Source organism: Phenylobacterium sp. (assembly GCF_013822795.1).
In the GTDB taxonomy this organism is placed as follows: domain Bacteria; phylum Pseudomonadota; class Alphaproteobacteria; order Caulobacterales; family Caulobacteraceae; genus Phenylobacterium.
This window is the reverse complement of the sequence record NZ_PNLB01000014.1, coordinates 29,498-47,196: the sequence shown is the minus strand read 5'-3', so window position 1 is coordinate 47,196 and position 17,699 is coordinate 29,498. Positions and strand designations below refer to the sequence as shown.

Below are 17,699 nucleotides of genomic sequence, written 5' to 3'. Positions count from 1 at the left end.
TCTTGCGGCGCGGAGCGGCGCTCTGCTGAGTCAGCGGTCCCCCTCACCCCAACCCTCTCCCCCAAGGGGGCGAGGGAGCCGGCTGTGCCCCGTCGCGCGCTGTGCGTCGATCTACCTCCCCGGCGGGGGCGGGTCTTGTCGGTCGGCGCCTTGCCGCAGCAGGCCGGATCAGCGAATGGTCGAGCCTTCCCCCCTCATCAGCCGGAGCGGCCCAAGTTCGATGCGCCTTCCCCTTGCCCTCGTGATCGCTGCGCTCAGCGCCCTCCCTGCCGCGGCGGCCGACGCCGACGGCGCCCGCTGGTGGTCGCACGTCGAGACCCTGGCCGGGCCGCAGTTCGAGGGCCGGCTGACCGGGACGCCTGGCTATGACAAGGCCGCCGCCTACGCCGCCGGGCAGTTCAAGGCGTTCGGGCTGAAGCCGGCCGGGACCGACGGCTACCTGCAGCCGATGAAGTTCACCGTGCAGCGGGTGCTGACCGAGGGCTCCAGCGCGGCGCTGGTCGTCGACGGTCAGGAGCAACCGCTGCGGGTCGGTCCGGACCTGCTGCTGGGCGCGCGGCTGCCGCAGCCCAAGGCGATCCAGGCGCCGCTGGTGTTCATCGGCTACGGCCTGCACCTGCCGGAGGTCGGCTACGACGACTTCGCGGGCCAGGACCTGAAGGGCAAGATCGCGGTCTATGTGAACGGCGGGCCGGGCGACATCTCGGCGGCGCTGAAGGCGCACTCGCGCGGGTCGGAAACTTGGCGCGCGGCCCGCGCGGCCGGCGCGGTCGGACTGATCGCGCTGCCGACGCCCAAGTCGATGGACGTGCCGTGGGCGCGCCAGATGGCCAGCGCCGGTCAGCCGGGCATGTACCCGGCCGACGAGGACCTGCGCGAGCTGTCCGGCGAGGCGTTCTCCGCCAGCTTCAACCCCGCCGAGGCCGAGAAGCTGTTCGCCAAGTCCGGGCATACCTTCGCCGACGTGCTGGCGCTGGCCGACGCGGCCAAGCCGATCAAGGGCTTTGCGCTGAACATGGACCTGAAGGCGCAGGTCGCCACAGAAGTCGGTCAGGTGGCCTCGGCCAATGTCGTGGCCAAGCTGCCGGGCAGCGATCCGAAGCTGAAGGCCGAACACGTGGTGGTCACCGCCCACCTCGATCACCTGGGCCCCAACACCTCGGGCGTGGGCGCGCCCTACTACGCCGGGGCCATGGACAACGCCGCCGGCGTCGCCTCGGTGCTGGAGATCGCGCGCGAGATGGCGGCGGCGAAGGTGAAGCCGAAGCGATCGGTGCTGTTCGTGCTGGTGACCGGCGAGGAGAAGGGGCTGCTGGGCTCGAAGTACTTCGCCGGCAAACCCAGCGTGCCGCCGGCCTCGGTGGTCGCGAACCTCAACATGGACATGGCGCTGCCGCTCTGGAAATTCGACTCGGTGCTCATCTACGGTATCGACGAGAGCACCATGGGCGACACCGCCAAGGCGGCGGCCAAGGCGGCCAACCTGGAGGTGGTCGCCGACCCCTATCCGGACCGCAACTCGTTCATCCGCTCTGACCAGTACAGCTTCATTCGCGCCGGCATCCCGGCGCTGTCGTTCAAGTTCGGGTTCAAGGCGGACACCGACCGGGCGGCGATCGAGAAGACCTGGCGGGCCGAGCGCTATCACGCCCTGGCCGACGACTTGGCCCAGCCGGTCGAGAAGGCCGAGGCGGTGAAGTTCGACGCTTTCCTCGGCCAGCTGATCACCGACATCGCCAATGCGCCGGCGACGCCGAAGTGGAAGGACGACAGCTTCTTTAAGCGTTTCGCGCGGTAGCTGCGCGGCCGGGCCGCTTGATAAAGATCTGGCGTCCTCTACGGACTGTTCCTCTCCCCGCCCGCGGGGAGAGGTTAGGTGAGGGGCGGCGGCGCGGAGCGCCGCATGGCTGAGTCAGCAGCCCCCTCACCCCGCCCCTCTCCCCCAAAGGGGGCGAGGGAGTGAAGTCTGCGGCGGGCCTTACCGCCCCTCCATCTGCGCCAGCATTCGCTCCAGGGTGGCCAGTTCGTCGGCCTCGCCGGCCGGTTTGTCCCAGCGGATGCGGCTGATGCGGGGAAAGCGCATGGCGACGCCGGACTTGTGGCGGGTCGAGCGCTGCAGGCCCTCGAAGGCGACTTCGAAGACCAGGCCCTGGCGGACGTCGGCGCGGACGGCGCGGACCGGTCCGTAGCGGTCGACCGTGTGATCGCGGACGTACTTGTCGATCTCCTTCAGCTCCTCGTCGGTGAAGCCGAAATAGGCCTTGCCGACCGGGGTCAGCACCCGCGAGCCGTCGACCGCCTCGCTCCAGACCCCAAAGGTGTAGTCCGAGTAGAAGCTCGAGCGCTTGCCGTGGCCGCGCTGGGCGTACATCAGCACGGCGTCGATCAGGAACGGGTCGCGCTTCCACTTGAACCACGGGCCCTTCGGGCGGCCGGCCTCGTAGACGCTGTCCCAGCGTTTGAGCATCAGCCCCTCGGCCAGGGCCGGGTCGCCGGGCGGCGGCTGGCGACGCTGGGCGGCAAGCTCCTCCCAGGTCGCGAACGGCTGGATCGGCGAGAGGTCGATGCGGCTGGTCTTCAAGGCCCCGACGAAGGCTTCCAGCCGCCCGCGGCGCTGGGCGAAGGGCAGGGCGCGGGTGTCCTGCCCGCCGTCGGACAGCAGGTCGTAGGCGCGGATCCCGGCCGGGAAGTCGGCCAGCATCTTGTCGGTGACGCTCTTGCGGTTCAGCCGCTGCTGCAGGTCGGCGAAGCTGGCCATGCCGTCCTCGCGCAGCACCAGCAATTCGCCGTCGAGCGCGCCGTCAAAGTCCAGCGCCTCGATCACGTCCGGAAAGGTGCGCGAGATGTCGTCGCCGGTGCGGGTGTAGAGCCGGCGCACGCCGCCCTCGCTGACCGCCTGGACGCGGATGCCGTCCCACTTCCATTCGGCGGCGTAGTCGGCCGGGTCGAGCTTGCCGAAGTCGACCGCCTCGTCGATCGCCTGGGCCAGCATCACCGGCCGGAAGCGTCCGGGGGCGTCGGCGGTCGGCCGCGCCGAGCGACCTTCGAGCCAGGCGAACAGGTCGTCGTAGGGCGGGGCGAGCGCGTGCCAGACCTCCTCTACTTCCGAGACCTCGACCGGTCCGACGGCGGCGACGGCGGTCTTGGCGAGGCGCGCGGAGACGCCGATCCGCAAGCCGCCGGTCATCAGCTTGAGCAGCGCCCAGCGGCCGGTGGCGTCGAGGGCGTCGAGCCAGCCCTCGATCAGCCGCTGGACCTCGGCGCGGCTGGCGCCGCGCAGGGCGTCGACGACCTCCGACAGCTCCGGCTCGCGGTTGGCGCCGGGGCGGGCCGGCCAGACCAGGGCGACGGTCTCGGCCAGGTCGCCGACATAGTCGTAGGACCAGCCGAACAGCACCGGGTCCATCCGCGCCTCGACCGCCTTGCGGATGAAGGCCGGCTTGGCGGCGTCGAAGACGAGGTCGCCGGTCAGGGCCGCCAGCGCCCACCCCCGGTCGGGATCGGGCGCGTTGGCGAAGTGGTCGCGCAGCAGGACGAGCTTGGCGTTCCGCGAGGCGGTCAGCGACAGGCGGTCGAGGAGCTCGGCGAAGGCGCGCATCAGTCCTCGGTCTCGTCCTCGTAGCCGACCAGGGCCAGGGCGCGGGCCTTGATGTCGTGCAGTTGCGCCCAGCGCAGCAGCGCTTCCTCGCGGCCGTGGGTGATCCAGAGCTCGCCGGGGCGCAGCTCGTCGACGGTGGCGGTCAGTTCGTCCCAGTCGGCGTGGTCCGAGATCACCAGCGGCAGCTCGACCCCGCGCTGGCGGGCGCGGGCCCGCACCTGCATCCAGCCCGAGGCGAAGGCCAAGACTGGGTCGGGGAAGCGGCGCGACCAGCGGTCGGCCAGGGCGCCGGGCGGGGCGATGATGATCTGGCCGGCGAAATCCTGCTTCGTCGTCGAGGTGGCCGGGGCCAGCGGGCCGAGCGCCACACCGTGCTTCTCATAAAGATGGTTCAGCCGGTCGAGCGCGCCGTGGACATAGATGGTTCGGTCCCAGCCGGCCTCGCGCAGCAGGGCGATGATCCGCTGGGCCTTGCCCAGCGCGTAGGCCCCGACCAGGTGCGATCGCTCGGGGAACTGCTGCACCGAGCGCAGCAGCTTGGCGATCTCGTGGCCGTCGTCGGGGTGTCGGAACACCGGCAGGCCGAAGGTTGCCTCCGAGATGAACACGTCGCAGGGGACCGGCTCGAAGGGCGGGCAGGTCGGATCGCGGCGGCGCTTGTAGTCGCCGGACACCACCATGGTCAGGCCCTTCCAGGCAACGACCGCCTGGGCCGAGCCCAGCACGTGGCCGGCCGGAACCAGGGTCACGTCGACGCCGTCGCGGCCGACGCTCTGTCCATAGGGGACCGGCTGGACCGAGCCGGCGAAGTCGGCGCCGTAGCGTTCGGCCATGATCGCCAGGGTCTGCGGGGTGGCGATTACTGTGCCATGGCCGGCGCGGGCGTGGTCGGCGTGGCCGTGGGTCACGACCGCGCGGGTCACAGGCCGCACCGGATCGACGAAGAAGTCGCCGGGCGCGCAGTAGAGCCCCTCGGGCCTGGGACACAGCAGGGCTTCGGGCCGGATCATGCCTGGGGATATAGGGAGGCGGCGGTGCTTGGGAACATTACACAGTATTCATATTGTGAAATCGGCGTCATGACCAAGACTTAACGAGTATTCGTCGAAGTCGTTTCGTATACCTCTGTCATCGGGACGCGGACATCGCGGACCACACCAGACCAGAGGGACAACACCATGCGCAACTCCACCGCTTTCAACGGCTTCGCCAACCTCGTTCTCGCCGCCACCCCGCTGATGGCCATCGCCGTCGCGATCCTGACCAAGGCCGCCGGCGTCGCTTAAGGGCAGGTGCAAAGTTGACCTGCCGTCACATTGACCGATAGGCGGAGGCGCCTCAAAGAACGGGGATGACGATTACCCCGGAGGCCCTTCGCGATGCGGCCCGGCACATGGTTGAGACCGTGCCGCAGGCCTCCGCCCTCGGCTTTAAGCTGATTTCCGTTGAGCCTTCGCGAGGCTCCATCTTCACTCCCTGGCGCGAAGAGCTGGTCGGCGATCCCGACACCGGCGTCATCGCGGGAGGGGTGATCACCGCGCTTCTCGATCATGTCTGCGGCCTGGCCGTGACCTCGCGATCGCTGGAAGGCGGCTTTCTTTCCACGGCGACCCTGGACCTGCGCATCGACTACATGCGCCCGGCCGCCCCGCGCGCCGACGTCACCGCCAACGCCCACTGCTACAAGCTGACCCGCAATATCGCCTTCGTGCGCGCCCACGCCTTCGACGCCGATCCGGAAGATCCGATCGCCACGGCCCAGGCCGCCTTCATCCTAAAGCGGGCCGCGCCATGACCCAGCAGGCCGCCGCCCAACGGCTCGAACAGTTCCTTGGCCGGGTGCCGTACGTCCGGTTTCTCGGCATGCGCGCCGAGCTGGCCGGCGACGAGATGACCGCCATCTTGCCGTTCGCGCCGCACCTGATCGGCAACATGGTGCTGCCGGCCCTGCACGGCGGAGTGATCGGGGCGTTCATGGAAATGACCGCCTTGGCCCAGCTGTCGGTGATCGCGCCCAGCGCCAAGGTCCACAAGACCATCGACATCACCATCGAGTACCTGCGGCCCGGCAAGGCGATGACCATGTACGCCCGCGCCGATGTGCGGAAGGTCGGCCGCCAGATCGCCAACGTCCATGTCGAGGCTTGGCAGGAGGCGCGCGACAAGCCCGCCGCCGCTCTGCGCGGGCATTTCCTGCTGAGCGGCAGCTAAGCCTTTCTCGGATGCTCCCCTTCTGGGGGAGCTGTCAGCGCAGCTGACTGAGAGGGACTTTGATGCTGCTGCCATGAGAGCTGATGTCCCGTCGGCTGCACGACCAGTTCCTCTCCCCGCTTGAGGGGAGAGGTTAGGTGAGGGGTCTTGCGGCGCGGAGCGGCGCTTTGCTGAGTCAGCAGTCCCCCTCACCCCAGCCCTCTCCCCCAAGGGGGCGAGGGAGGGTTCTGAGCTTTCCTTAGGTCTAGATGCTCTCCCGCTGGGGGTGCAGTCAGCCGAATGGCTGACTGAGGGGGACTTTGACTCAGCTGTCTTAGAGCAGTCCCCCACCGTCTCGATGCTGCGCATCGATCCACCTCCCCCAAGAGGGGAGGACCTGAATTTGACTAGGCCGCCGCCTCGCGATCGTCGCGGCGGTTGCGGGCGGTGTGGATGGCGATGGCCAGGTCGATCACCGCCACGGCGGCGACTGCGCCGAAGGCGGCGTAGGCGATCTTGCGGCGGGGGTTGTCGCGGCCGATGGCGCGGCCGAGCACGGCGAGGTCCATCAGGTCGCCGCCGGCCCGCATCCAGAACCACGGTCCAGGCGGCACCGGCGAGAGCAAGCCGGCCCCCGAGGCGATCTCCCGCGCGCCGAAGGCGCTCATCGCCTGGTCGTCGAATTTGAGCCCGAGGAACCGGGTCACTTGGCGCGGCGCGGCGACCGCGGCCACGCCGACCGCCAGGGAGAACAGGCCCAGGGCCCGCTTTGCGACCACCAGATTCATCGACGCCTCCGTACCAGCCTAGGTAGGGAGGACGCGAAAGCGGCGCTTCAGTTCCCCGCGTCGGCCGGCGGCAGCGTTTTCTTCTCGGCGGCGATCTTGTCGAGTTCGGTCTGCGCGGCGGCGGTCGCGGCGACGTCGCCCTTGCGCTTGGCGACGATCAACTGGCCGGCGGCCTCCATTTCGCGGACCGGCAGCAGGTGCGAATTGTCGGCGCGCTTGAACGGCCTGGTCTGGATGCGTTCGAGCACCTTGCGCTGGCGTTCGGCCTCCGGGCCTTCGCCGGTCCCATAGCTGAACATGAAGGCGTCGATCTTGGCCTTCAGGCCTGCGTCGAGGTCCTTGCGGCGGACCATCGGGTCCTCGGGAATGGTCGGCGAGGTCCAGATCACGTCGACGCTGGCCATGGTCTTCTTGGCCAGGTCGGTGTCCAGCATCTCCATGCGCTCCATCGAGGCGGTGTTGTTGGTCGCCGCGTCGAGCAGGCCCTGGGCGACCGAGAACAGGTTGGCCTCGTGGTTGGCCGAGCGGACGGTCTTGAAGCAGGCATTGGGGTCGATGCCCTTGGGCGCGAACAGATAGGTCATCGGCGCGAGGGTGCCGGAGGTCGACTTGGCGTCGCCCATGCCAAAGTTCAGCGTGTGGTCGCACTTGAGCAATCGGTCGAGGGTGATCCCCGAGCCCTTCTTGACGACAATCACGGCCTGGTAGCCGTCGGGGCCGTTTGGCTTGACGGTGCGGGCGAAGACCTCGCCGTTGGCGCGGCGCACCGCCTCCAAGCCCGAGTGATTGGTGAACCAGCCGACATCGGTCTGCTTGAAGCGCATCGCCTCGATCAGCGAAGTGTAGTTGGTGCCGAAGAACGGCTTCACCGGCACGCCGACCGACTTCTCCATATCGGCCAGGAACGGCCCCCAATCGTCCATCTGGGTCTGGCGGCCCTCGGTCGACATGATCGAGAAGTTGATCACCTGCGGAGGGGCCTTGGCCTCGTCCTTCTGGCTGCAGCCGGCCAGTGTGAGCGCGGCGGCCAGGGCGAGCGCGAGGCGGCGCGTGAGCATGGAAACTTCCCCCGAAAGAGCGACTGGCCGGGCTTTTGCGCCGGTTCCGTGACAGCTCCGCGACGAAGATGAGCGCAAAAGTCTGCTTGAGGCGAGGGCCTACTGGGGTTAGGCCGCGCAGATGTCCGACACCTCGATCCAGAACCCCACCCTGCGCGGCCTCTCTGCCCAGGCGCGCGAAGCGAAAAGCTGGCCCTTCGAACAGGCCCGCATCCTGCTGGATCGGACGCTCAAACTTCGGTTGTCCGACTCCGAGCGCGACCTGGCCGCCAGCCTGATCGGCGAGGGTAAGGCCGACCAGGCGGTGAGCACCTTCCCGGTGCTGGCCCAGCCGGTGGTGTTCCAGTGCGGGTTCGGCGCCTCGGGCCTGCCGCACATGGGCACGTTCGGCGAGGCCGCGCGGCCAACCATGGTGCGCACCGCGTTCCGCGCCCTGACCGAGGACGCCATTCCGACCAAGCTGATTGTCTTCTCCGACGATATGGACGGGCTGCGGAAGATCCCCGACAACGTGCCGAACCGCGAGATGCTGGAAGAGGATCGCGACAAGCCGGTCTCGGCCGTGCGCGACCCGTTCGGCGAGTACGAGAGCTTCGCGGCCCACAACAACGCCCGCCTGCGCGCCTTCCTCGACGGCTTCGGGTTCGACTACGAGTTCATGTCGTCGACGCAGACCTACAAGTCGGGCCGGTTCGACGAGGTGCTGCTGAAGATCCTGGCGCGGTTCGACGCCGTTCAGGGCGTGATGCTGCCGACGCTCGGCGAAGAGCGCCGCGCCACCTATTCGCCGTTCTTGCCGGTCAGCCCGAAGTCGGGCCGAGTGCTGCAGGTCCCGACGGTGAGCCGCGACGTCGAGAAGGGCACCATCACCTTTAACGACGAGGACGGAACCCTGACCGAGGTCCCGGTCACTGGCGGCCATGTGAAGCTGCAGTGGCGTCCCGACTGGGCGGCGCGCTGGTACGCGCTGGGCGTCGACTTCGAAGCCTCGGGCAAGGACCTGGTCGATTCCGTGCGGGTCTCGAACAAGCTGGTGAAGGTGCTGGGCGGTACGCCGCCCGAGGCCTTCCACTTCGAGCTGTTCATGGACGAGAACAACCAGAAGATCTCCAAGTCCAAGGGCAACGGCCTGACCATGGAGGAGTGGCTGCGCTACGGCGCGCCCGAGAGCCTCGCCTACTACATGTACCAGTCGCCGAAGTCGGCCAAGCGGCTCTACTTCGACGTCATCCCGAAGGCGACGGACGAGTATCTCCAGCAGCTCGAGGCCTTCAACAAGGCGCGGGCGACCTCGAACGGCACGGCGATCGACAACCCGGCCTGGCATGTCCACCGCGGGGCGCCGCCGGAGAAGGGCTCGCCGCTGTCGTTCTCGCTGCTGCTGAACCTGGTGTCGGCGGCCGACGCCTCGACCAAGGACATCCTCTGGGGCTTCGTCAGCCGCTACATGCCGGGCGCGTCCGCGCAGACCGAGCCGATGCTCGACCGGCTGATCGGCTACGCGATCAACTACTACGAGGACTTCGTGAAGCCCTCGAAGAAGTTCCGCGCGCCCGACGAGAAGGAGCGTGCGGCGATGGAGGACCTGCTGGCCCGCTTCAAGGCGTTGCCGGCCGACGCCGACGCCGAGACGATCCAGAACGAGGTGTTCGAGGTCGGCAAGACCGCCGGGTTCGAGCCGCTGCGGGCCTGGTTCCAGGCGCTGTACGAAGTGCTGCTGGGCCAGAGCCAAGGGCCGCGGTTCGGCTCCTTCGCCGCGATCTTCGGCCTGGAGCGGACCATCGCTCTGATCGAGCAGGCGCTGGCCGGGGAACTGGCGGCGGCTTGAGGCGCCGTTGATTGCTCCCCCGCTGGGGGAGCTGTCAGCCGCATGGCTGACTGAGGGAGCCTGCTGGCTCAGCGGTCCTCTTCCGTCGCGCTCCGCGCGCCACCTCCCCCAAAGGGGGAGGAATTAGCGTCCGTAATCGCCGTCGCCGATCGGCATGCCGGGCGGGGTTTGCGGTTTCAGCTTCGGTTCCGAGAGTTCGGCCAGCAGGGCCGAGTCGCCCAGCAGCGCGATCAGGCGCTGGCGGTGGGCGCGGTCGGCCGGGTCCGCGCCGCCCTTGAGCCGGGCGGGCAAGGCTTTCAGCCGGGCGCTGATCTCCGCGCCGACGGCCGGCGAGACCTTGGGGTCGCGTGCCGCATTGGCGAGGTTCAGCACTAGCCGGGTCTGCACCCGCCGCGAGACTTCGCCCAGGCGTCCGGCGGCTGGCGCGAACACCGTGTCGATCAACTGGTCGAGCATTTCGCCGACGCCGAGCTGCCCCGGATCGCGGCGCTGCTGGTCGACCAGCCGGGCCATGCGGTCGGGCGCCAGCAGGTTGTCCAGGGTCAGGCCGGCGGCGACCTCGGCGGCGACCAGCGGGTCGAACACAGGGCCGCCGGCGGTGGCGAACACCTCGATCACGTACTGGCGGTCCGGATCGCCCGACTGGGCCGAGGACAGCATCGCCGCCAGGGTCTCGGGGGTGTCGAGCTCCTTCGGGTCGAGGGTGGCCATCAAGGCGGCGAGCGCCGCGCGCTGCTGGGCGGCCGGGACCGGCGGCGAGGTCTCGCGGCCGTCGCCGATCACCGCGTAGGCGAAGTCGACCCCGCCGACGAGCTTGCTGGCCGCCTCGAGTTGGTAGCGGTGCAGCAGGTAGATCGGGACGTACTTGCGCTTGAGGTTGGCGACCGGCTCGCCGGGTTTCAGCGCGCCGAGGCCGAATTGGCTGAGCGCCACGCGGCGCACCTCCATCATGCGGTTCAGTTCGGCCACGGGATCGGGGCCGTCGTCCCACAGGCTGCCCCACGGCTGGGCGGCGCCGAGCGGGCGGGAGTCGACGTCGGTGACGTAGCGCTGGCCCTGGTCGACCGAGGCCTTGACCTTGCGCTGGGCGGCCTCGCCGTCGGAACCATAGAGCCAGTCCACGGTGAACTTGTCCCAGCCGCCGATGTCCACGCCGTAGGCGTCGGAGAGGTCGATGCGGCCGTCCTTCAGCAGCACCCGCGGCGCCGGATAGTCCATCACGCTGGCGCGGTCCTGGGTCGAGCCGGCGAAGTTGTGCGCAAAGCCGATCGAGTGGCCGACCTCGTGCGCCGACAGCTGGCGCAGGCGGGCGAGCGACACTTCGATCGGGTCGTTGGGACCGCCGGTCCCGTTGTGATGCGCGCCGACCAGGCCTTCGAAGATCAGCATGTCCTGGCGCACGCGAAGGGCGCCCAGCAGCACCGAGCCCTTGACGATCTCGCCGGTGCGCGGATCGACCACAGCCTGGCCATAGGACCAACCGCGGGTAGCGCGATCGACCCAGTTGATGACGTTGTAGCGGACGTCGAGCGGGTCGGCGCCTTCGGGCAGGACCTTGACCTGGAAGGCGTCAACGAAACCGGCGGCGTCGAAGGCCTGGTTCCACCAGGCCGCGCCGTCGACCAGGGCGCTGCGGATCGGTTCGGGCGCCGCGCGGTCGACATAGAAGACGATCGGCTTCTTGACCGGCGAGCGGGCGGCGGCGGGGTTCGTCTTCTCCAGCCGGAAGCGGTTGGCGTAGCGCTGGACGATCTCCTCGCCGAGCGGCGCGGCGTAGTCGAGCGCCATGGTCGAGAAACCGCCGGTGCGCGGGTCGAAGGCGCGCGGCTGGTAGCCGGGCTCGGGCAGCTTCACCAGGCTGTGGCGGACCTCGAAGGTGATCAGCTTGGGGTCGGGGGCGATGTTGCGCACCTCCGGTCCCGGGGTGTCGGAGGCGTAGGTCTGGCGGGCCTCGAATTCGAGGTTCTCGGGAAACACCTTCACCGCGCCGGGGTCGGCGAGCGAGAGATCGGGAACCAGCTTGTAGCCGGCCTCGCCGGCCTGTTTCAGCGCGTCGGCGACGCCGATGCCGTCGCGGGTCAGGAAGGATCCGATGTCGACCAGGATACGGCCGTCGGGCGTGGTTTGGATGACCTCGCCGGCCCAGACGGTGGAGACGGAAAACGCCTCGCGGGCGGCGGCCTGCTCGGCCTCCGGCGCGCCGGCGGCGCGGAAGCGATGGTTTTCGAACTCGGCCACAACCTTCCTGCCGATACGGCGGAAGGCCAGCACCTGGGTGTCGCCGATGCGGGCGCGGTCGAGCCCCACCGGGGCCGAGCCGAGACCGGTCTTGAGCGCGCTCACATAGAGGAAGCGGCCGCTCACCCCTTGCGCGTCAGGGGCGGGCAGCGACAGCAGGATGCGGCCGCGGGCCTTGTCGACATAGACTGGCAGCAGTCCGTCCTGGCGGACCGCGCCGGCGGTGGCTGCGGCGGGTTTGTTGGGAGCGGCGAGGGCCGGGGCGCCCAGACAGACAGCCAACACCGCCGCTGAGGCGGCCGCCAGAAAGCCAGTTCGAACCATGAAAACGCCCCTTTCGAGCGACCAACCTAGGGTCGTTCGATCGATGCGGTCCAGGGCGCGCCTCACACCCGAGTGAACGTTGATCACCTTGACGTAAACGGAAGCACCGTCTTACGGTGTCAATCAATAGAAACGATGCGTCCAGGGAGGGCGCCGCATGGCCATTGATCTACGTCGGCCCAATCGCACCTTCACGATCAGGCAGCTGTGCCTGGAGTTCAAATGCACCCCGCGCGCCCTGCGGTTCTATGAGGACAAGGGGCTGATCTCGCCGGCGCGGGACGGCATGAACCGGGTCTATTCCTACAAGGACCGCGCCCGGCTGCAGCTGATCTTGCGCGGCAAGCGGGTGGGCTTGGCGCTCTCCGAGATCGGCGAGATCCTCGACCTCTACGAACTGAACGACGGCGGGGCGGCGCAGAACGCCAAGTCCCTGGTCAAGTTCCGCGAGCGGATCGTCGAGCTGGAAGCCCAGCGCAACGACATCGAGCAGGCGATCGACGAGCTGCGCAAAGGCTGTGACGCGCTCGAGGAGCACCTGAAGGCCACGCGCCCGGACCTGCTGCCGCGGGCGGCCGACTACGATCAGGTGCTGCGCGAACGGCTGGGCGACCTGGAACACGCCAAGTAATCGCCGATCACGGTTCGCCGTGATCATGCAACCACGATAAACCTTCGGGGCTTTCGACGCGGTCGGGAGCCCCTTTCGCCGTCACCGACCTCATTGGAGCGGACATGCCCTATCAGCCCCCCGTACGCGACCACCTGTTCCTGCTGCACGATGTGCTGCAGATCGAGAACTACGCGAACCTGCCGGGCTTCGCCGACGCCTCGATGGACGTGATCACGCAGATCGTCGAGGAGGCTGGACGCTTTACGGGCGAGGTGCTGGCGCCGCTGAACACCGTCGGCGACAAGCAAGGCTGTGTCTGGAGCCCGGACCATTCGGTGAAGACCCCGGCCGGCTTCAAGGAGGCCTACGCCCAGCTGGTCGAGGGCGGCTGGCCGGCGCTGGGGGCCGAACCGGCCTATGGCGGCCAGGGCCTGCCGCACGTGGTCAACCTGTCGTTCTCGGAGATGAGCTCGTCGGCCAACATGGCCTTTTCGATGTATCCGGGCCTGACCCACGGGGCCTATTCGGCGATCCTGAACGGCGGGTCGGACGCGCAGAAAGACCTCTATCTGCCGAAGCTGGCCAGCGGCCAGTGGGGCGGGACCATGAACCTGACCGAGCCGCACTGCGGCACGGACCTTGGCCTGCTGCGCACCAAGGCGGTCCCGCAGGGCGACGGCTCCTACAAGATCACGGGCGGGAAGATCTGGATCTCCGGCGGCGAGCACGACATGGCCGAGAACATCGTCCACCTGGTGTTGGCCCGCATCGAGGGCGCGCCGGAGGGCACGCGCGGGATCAGCCTGTTCATCGTGCCGAAGTTCATCCCCGACGCCGACGGCAAGCCGGGCGCGCGCAACAGCGTCTATTGCGACGGCCTCGAAGAGAAGATGGGTATCCACGGCAACGCCACCTGCGTGATCCGGCACGAGGAGTCGGTGGGCTGGCTGGTCGGCGAGGAGAACAAGGGCCTGTCGCTGATGTTCGTGATGATGAACGAGGCGCGGATCGGGGTGGGCCTGCAGGGCATCGCCCAGGCCGAGGCCGCCTATCAGGCCGCCGCGACCTTCGCCAAGGAAAGGCTGCAGGGGCGCTCGCTGACCGGGCCGAAGAACCCGGACGGTCCGGCCGACCCGATCATCGTCCACCCGGACGTGCGGCGGATGCTGATGGACTCCAAGGCGCTGATCGAGGGCGGCCGCGCCTTCCTGTTCTGGACCGCGCTGCAGGGCGACCTGGCCCATTCCAGCCCGGACGAGGCGGTGCGCCAGAAGGCCGGCGACTACATGGCGCTGATGACCCCGGTGGTGAAGGGCTTCCTGACCGACAAGGGGCTGCAGATCTGTTCCAACGCCGTCCAGGTGCACGGCGGGTCGGGCTTTACCGAGCACTTCCCGGTCAGCCAGTACATGCGCGACGTGCGCATCGCCCTGATTTACGAGGGCACCAACGGCGTGCAGGCGCTGGACCTGGTCGGCCGTAAGCTGGCGGCGCAGGGCGGCCGGGCGGTGATGAGCTTCTTCGCCGACATCGACGCCTTCGTGGAGGCCAACGGCGGCGACAAGGAGCTGGCCCCGTTCACCGAGGGCCTGGCCAAGGCCAAGGGCGAGCTGCAGGACGCCACCATGTGGCTGATGCAGAACGGGCTGATGAACCCCGACAACGCCGGCGCCGCCTCGACCGACTACATGCACCTCTTCGGCCTGACGGCGCTGGCCTACATGTGGGCGCAGATCGCCAAGACCGTGCAGGGTAAGATCGCGGCGGGCGAGACCGATCCGTTCTACGCCAACAAGCTGGTGGTCGGCCGTTACTATGTCGAGCGCATCCTGCCCGAGACCGGCGCGCACCTGACCAAGCTGAAGACCGGCTCGGAGCTGATGATGGCGCTGCCGGCGGAGGCGTTCTGATGGCCGCCTACACGGCCGACGTCGCCTGGAGCCTGCGCGAGGGCGAGGACTTCGCCAAGGGGCGCTACAGCCGCGGCCATGTGATCAGCTTTGACGGCGGATTGATCGTGCCGGCCTCGGCCTCGCCGCATGTGGTCGGCAAGTGGGCGGTGCCGGAGGCGGTCGATCCCGAGGAGATGTTCGTCGCCGCGCTGTCGAATTGCCACATGCTGACCTTCCTGCATAAGGCGCGGCTGGCCGGGTTCGTGGTGACGTCTTACCGCGACCACGCCAGCGGGATCATGGAGGAGATCGCGCCCGGCAAGATGGCGGTGACCAAGGTCACGCTGGCCCCGAAGATCGAGTGGGACGGCGCGGCGCCTGACGCCGAGCAATTGGCCCATCTGCACCACGAGGCGCACGAGGAGTGCTTCATCGCCAATTCGGTGAAGACCCACGTGACGGTGATCTGAAGGGACCCTCACCCAACCCTCTCCCAGAGGGAGAGGGCTAGAACTCTTCTCCTCTCCCCCTTGGGGGAGAGGTCGGGTGAGGGGGCTAGGGCGCTAGCAGCCGGCGCAGGCGTTCGCTCAGCGCCGCTGCGTCCTTGAGGTCGCATTCCCAGATGGTTTCGACCCGCCAGCCGGCGGTCGTCAGCTCGGCGGCGGTGCGCTGGTCGCGGGCGACGTTGCGAGCGACCTTGGCGGTCCAGTACTCGCGGTTGGCCTTGGGCACGCGCGAGCCGCGCGGGCAGTCGTGGCCATGCCAGAAGCAGCCGTGCACGAAGATCGCCAGCCGGCGGCCCGGCATGACGATGTCCGGCGAGCCGGGCAGGTCCTTGCGGTTCAGGCGATAGCGGGCGCCGAGCGCGGTCAGCGCCTTGCGCACCTTCAGTTCCGGCGCGGTGTTCTTGCCCTTCACCCGGGCCATCACCGCCGAGCGCTTCTCGGGGGTGAAGACGTCGCTCATGGGCGCAGAGCCTTGGGCGTGCGGCCCAGGCGCAGGGTTCCGGTCAGCACCCGTGCGGCGATCTGGCGGCCGCCCGGCGCCTTGGACATCGGCGTGAAGAAAGCGTCGCGGACGAAGGGGCCGAGCCAGCCGCCCGACTGGAACATCGGCGTCAGCCAGCGCGACATGAACTGGTAGAGCCCGGCGTGGCGGCGGCGCGAGGCCTGGAAGCCGCGGACCGAGCGCGGGACGTCGTCGTCCAGCCGCTCGGCGAGCTCGACGGCGTCGATCAGGCCCATATTGGCGCCCTGGCCGAGCTGGGGGCTGGTGCCGTGGGCGGCGTCGCCGATTAGCACGAAGGGACCGTCCGACCAGCGGCCGACCTGCACGTCGCGATAGCTGGCGCGGGTGAACTGCTCGGGCGTCTGGAACTGCTCGATGATCGGCGCGGCCTGCGGCCACATCGCCTTCGCCCGCTTGCGCCAGTCGCCAAGATCGCCGCTGAGGAACCTGTCCATCGCAGTCACCGGCATGGACCAGAAGAAGCTGACCAGTTGCGCGTCGCCGCCGTCCGGGCCGGGCCCGATCGGCAGCACGCCCATCATGGTCGAGGCGCGATCATAGCGCTGGGACAGCGATCCGGCGAAGGCGCCGGTCTCGTCGCGGGCGTTGGCCCAGACCGCGCCCCAGGGATAGAGCGGGGCCTTGGCGTGCGGCCGCAGCTGGCCGCGCAGCCGCGAGGCCGAGCCGTCGGCGACGACCACGAGGTCGAAAGGGCCGTGGCTCTGGCCGGCCGTGTCGATCAGGACTGCGGGGGAGTGGTGCTCGATGCTCGCCACGTCGACGCCGGTGCGCAGCTCGACGCCGCCGGCGTCCAGGCCGTCATGCAGAATGTCGAACAAGGTGGCGCGATGCACGCCGACCCCGAAGGCGCCTGGCCGCCAGTCGGCGTAGCGCATGTCCATGATCAGCCGGCCGCGCAGGTCGCGGCCGTCCAGCCGCTCGACCCGCGCGCCGCGCGCAATGACTTGTTCGGCTAGACCGAGCTGGCGCAGGGCGGCCAGGCCCGAGGGCTGCAGCAGCAGCCCCGAGCCGAGCGGGCGCGGCTGCTGGAAGGCTTCCAGCAGCACGACGGCGTGACCCTTGCGCGCCAGGGCGCGCGCCGCCGCCATGCCGGCGACGCCGCATCCGACGACCGCGATCCTCAGGGGCTTAGAGCCCTTCGAACAGGGCGGTGGAGAGGTAGCGCTCGGCGAAGCTGGGGATGATCGCGACGATCAGCTTGCCCGCATATTCGTCGCGGGAGGCCAGGTCGAAGGCGGCGGTCAGGGCCGCGCCGGACGAGATGCCGACCGGCAGGCCTTCTTCCTTGGCCACGCGGCGGGCCATGGCGAAGCTGTCGTCGTTCGACACTTGAATGATCTCGTCGATCACGCCGCGGTCGAGGATCGCGGGCACGAAGCCGGCGCCGATGCCCTGGATCTTGTGCGGGGCGGGCTGGCCGCCGGACAGCACGGGCGAGGCCTCCGGCTCGACCGCGACCATTTTCACGGACGGCTTGCGGGCCTTCAGCACCTGGCCGATGCCGGTGATGGTGCCGCCGGTGCCGACGCCGGAGATCACCGCGTCGACCTTGCCGTCGGTGTCGTTCCAGATTTCCTCGGCGGTCGAGACCCGGTGGATCAGCGGGTTGGCCTCGTTGTCGAATTGCTGGGGCATCACCGCGCCGGGCGTGGCCTCGACGATTTCCTTGGCGCGGGCGACGGCGCCGGCCATGCCGCGTTCGGCCGGGGTCAGCTCGAGCTTGGCGCCGAGGATCAGCAGCATCTTGCGACGCTCGATCGACATGCTCTCGGGCATGACCAGGGTGATCGGATAGCCCTTGGAGGCGGCGACGAACGCCAGGGCGATGCCGGTGTTGCCGCTGGTCGGCTCGACGATCGAACCGCCGGGCTTCAGCTTGCCGGTGGCTTCGAGCCACTCGATCATCGCCACGCCGATGCGGTCCTTGACCGAGGCCAGCGGGTTGAAGAACTCCAGCTTGGCGACGACCTCGCCCTTGGGCTTCAGCGCCTTGGTCAGGTTCGGCAGGCGGACCAGCGGCGTGTCGCCGATCAGGTCGATGACGGAGTCGAAGATCTTGCCGCGGCCGGAACGCTTGTAGCGGGCTGCGTCATAGGTGGAGTCGGCCATGGCTCTCTCGTCGGTTTAGCTGTGCCGCCAAC

Annotated in this window: 15 protein-coding genes; 7 read left to right on the top strand and 8 right to left on the bottom strand. The window is 69.0% G+C overall.

The window, feature by feature from the left end; all coding sequences use genetic code 11:
- Nucleotides 1-220 precede the first annotated feature (220 nt).
- Complete coding sequence (locus C0481_RS13565) at nt 221-1,798, top strand: M20/M25/M40 family metallo-hydrolase (RefSeq protein WP_293404626.1); 1,578 nt, start codon at nt 221-223, stop codon at nt 1,796-1,798.
- 180 nt (nt 1,799-1,978) lie between these two features.
- Here C0481_RS13565 and C0481_RS13560 read toward each other — a convergent pair whose 3' ends face one another.
- Nucleotides 1,979-3,598 (bottom strand): cisplatin damage response ATP-dependent DNA ligase, encoded by a 1,620-nt coding sequence (locus C0481_RS13560; protein WP_293404624.1) that lies wholly within the window; start codon nt 3,596-3,598, stop codon nt 1,979-1,981.
- The gene (locus C0481_RS13555; protein ID WP_293404622.1) at nt 3,598-4,608 is read right to left on the bottom strand and encodes a ligase-associated DNA damage response exonuclease; all 1,011 of its coding nucleotides are present in this window, start codon (nt 4,606-4,608) and stop codon (nt 3,598-3,600) included. Before C0481_RS13555 ends, C0481_RS13560 begins: the two co-directional genes overlap by 1 nt.
- Before the next feature lie 341 nt (nt 4,609-4,949).
- Between C0481_RS13555 and C0481_RS13550 the strand changes: the two genes are divergently transcribed.
- Both C0481_RS13550 and C0481_RS13545 read left to right on the top strand, forming a co-directional pair.
- A complete protein-coding gene (locus C0481_RS13550; protein ID WP_293404620.1) occupies nt 4,950-5,393 on the top strand; it encodes a PaaI family thioesterase in 444 nt (147 codons plus the stop codon).
- On the top strand, nt 5,390-5,809 hold the full coding sequence (locus C0481_RS13545; protein WP_293404618.1) for a PaaI family thioesterase: 420 nt from the start codon (nt 5,390-5,392) through the stop codon (nt 5,807-5,809). Before C0481_RS13550 ends, C0481_RS13545 begins: the two co-directional genes overlap by 4 nt.
- Nucleotides 5,810-6,195: 386 nt before the next feature.
- Here the strand turns inward: C0481_RS13545 and C0481_RS13540 are convergent, their stop codons facing one another.
- Both C0481_RS13540 and phnD read right to left on the bottom strand, forming a co-directional pair.
- Nucleotides 6,196-6,576: a hypothetical protein gene (locus C0481_RS13540; RefSeq protein ID WP_293404616.1), complete on the bottom strand. Its 381-nt coding sequence runs from the start codon at nt 6,574-6,576 to the stop codon at nt 6,196-6,198.
- Nucleotides 6,577-6,623: 47 nt separating this feature from the next.
- The gene (gene phnD / locus C0481_RS13535; RefSeq protein ID WP_293404614.1) at nt 6,624-7,634 is read right to left on the bottom strand and encodes a phosphate/phosphite/phosphonate ABC transporter substrate-binding protein; all 1,011 of its coding nucleotides are present in this window, start codon (nt 7,632-7,634) and stop codon (nt 6,624-6,626) included.
- Between the two features lie 121 nt (nt 7,635-7,755).
- Between phnD and C0481_RS13530 the strand changes: the two genes are divergently transcribed.
- On the top strand, nt 7,756-9,462 hold the full coding sequence (locus C0481_RS13530; protein ID WP_293404612.1) for a lysine--tRNA ligase: 1,707 nt from the start codon (nt 7,756-7,758) through the stop codon (nt 9,460-9,462).
- Nucleotides 9,463-9,585: 123 nt separating this feature from the next.
- Here C0481_RS13530 and C0481_RS13525 read toward each other — a convergent pair whose 3' ends face one another.
- Nucleotides 9,586-12,024: a zinc-dependent metalloprotease gene (locus C0481_RS13525; RefSeq protein WP_293404610.1), complete on the bottom strand. Its 2,439-nt coding sequence runs from the start codon at nt 12,022-12,024 to the stop codon at nt 9,586-9,588.
- A 157-nt stretch (nt 12,025-12,181) separates the two neighbouring features.
- Here C0481_RS13525 and C0481_RS13520 point away from each other — a divergent pair, with 157 nt between their 5' ends.
- From C0481_RS13520 to C0481_RS13510, 3 genes are all read left to right on the top strand, one after another.
- Nucleotides 12,182-12,655 carry a MerR family DNA-binding transcriptional regulator gene (locus C0481_RS13520; protein ID WP_293404608.1) on the top strand — a complete coding sequence of 158 codons (474 nt, stop codon included), beginning with the start codon at nt 12,182-12,184 and terminating at the stop codon, nt 12,653-12,655.
- Nucleotides 12,656-12,759: 104 nt separating this feature from the next.
- On the top strand, nt 12,760-14,547 hold the full coding sequence (locus C0481_RS13515; protein ID WP_293404606.1) for an acyl-CoA dehydrogenase C-terminal domain-containing protein: 1,788 nt from the start codon (nt 12,760-12,762) through the stop codon (nt 14,545-14,547).
- A complete protein-coding gene (locus tag C0481_RS13510) occupies nt 14,547-14,999 on the top strand; it encodes an OsmC family protein (protein WP_293404604.1) in 453 nt (150 codons plus the stop codon). The genes C0481_RS13515 and C0481_RS13510 overlap by 1 nt, the downstream gene beginning before the upstream one ends.
- Nucleotides 15,000-15,084: 85 nt before the next feature.
- On the opposite strand, the gene vsr is transcribed toward C0481_RS13510, so the two are convergent.
- The 3 genes from vsr to cysK are packed head-to-tail and all read right to left on the bottom strand — an operon-like array spanning nt 15,085 to nt 17,667.
- Nucleotides 15,085-15,495: a DNA mismatch endonuclease Vsr gene (gene vsr / locus C0481_RS13505; RefSeq protein WP_293404602.1), complete on the bottom strand. Its 411-nt coding sequence runs from the start codon at nt 15,493-15,495 to the stop codon at nt 15,085-15,087.
- Entirely contained in the window at nt 15,492-16,676 is a 1,185-nt protein-coding gene (locus tag C0481_RS13500) for an NAD(P)/FAD-dependent oxidoreductase (RefSeq protein WP_293404771.1), read from the bottom strand. Before C0481_RS13500 ends, vsr begins: the two co-directional genes overlap by 4 nt.
- A gap of 10 nt (nt 16,677-16,686) precedes the next feature.
- Nucleotides 16,687-17,667, bottom strand: a complete 981-nt coding sequence (gene cysK, locus C0481_RS13495; protein WP_293404600.1) for a cysteine synthase A — start codon at nt 17,665-17,667, stop codon at nt 16,687-16,689.
- Nucleotides 17,668-17,699: the final 32 nt, after the last annotated feature.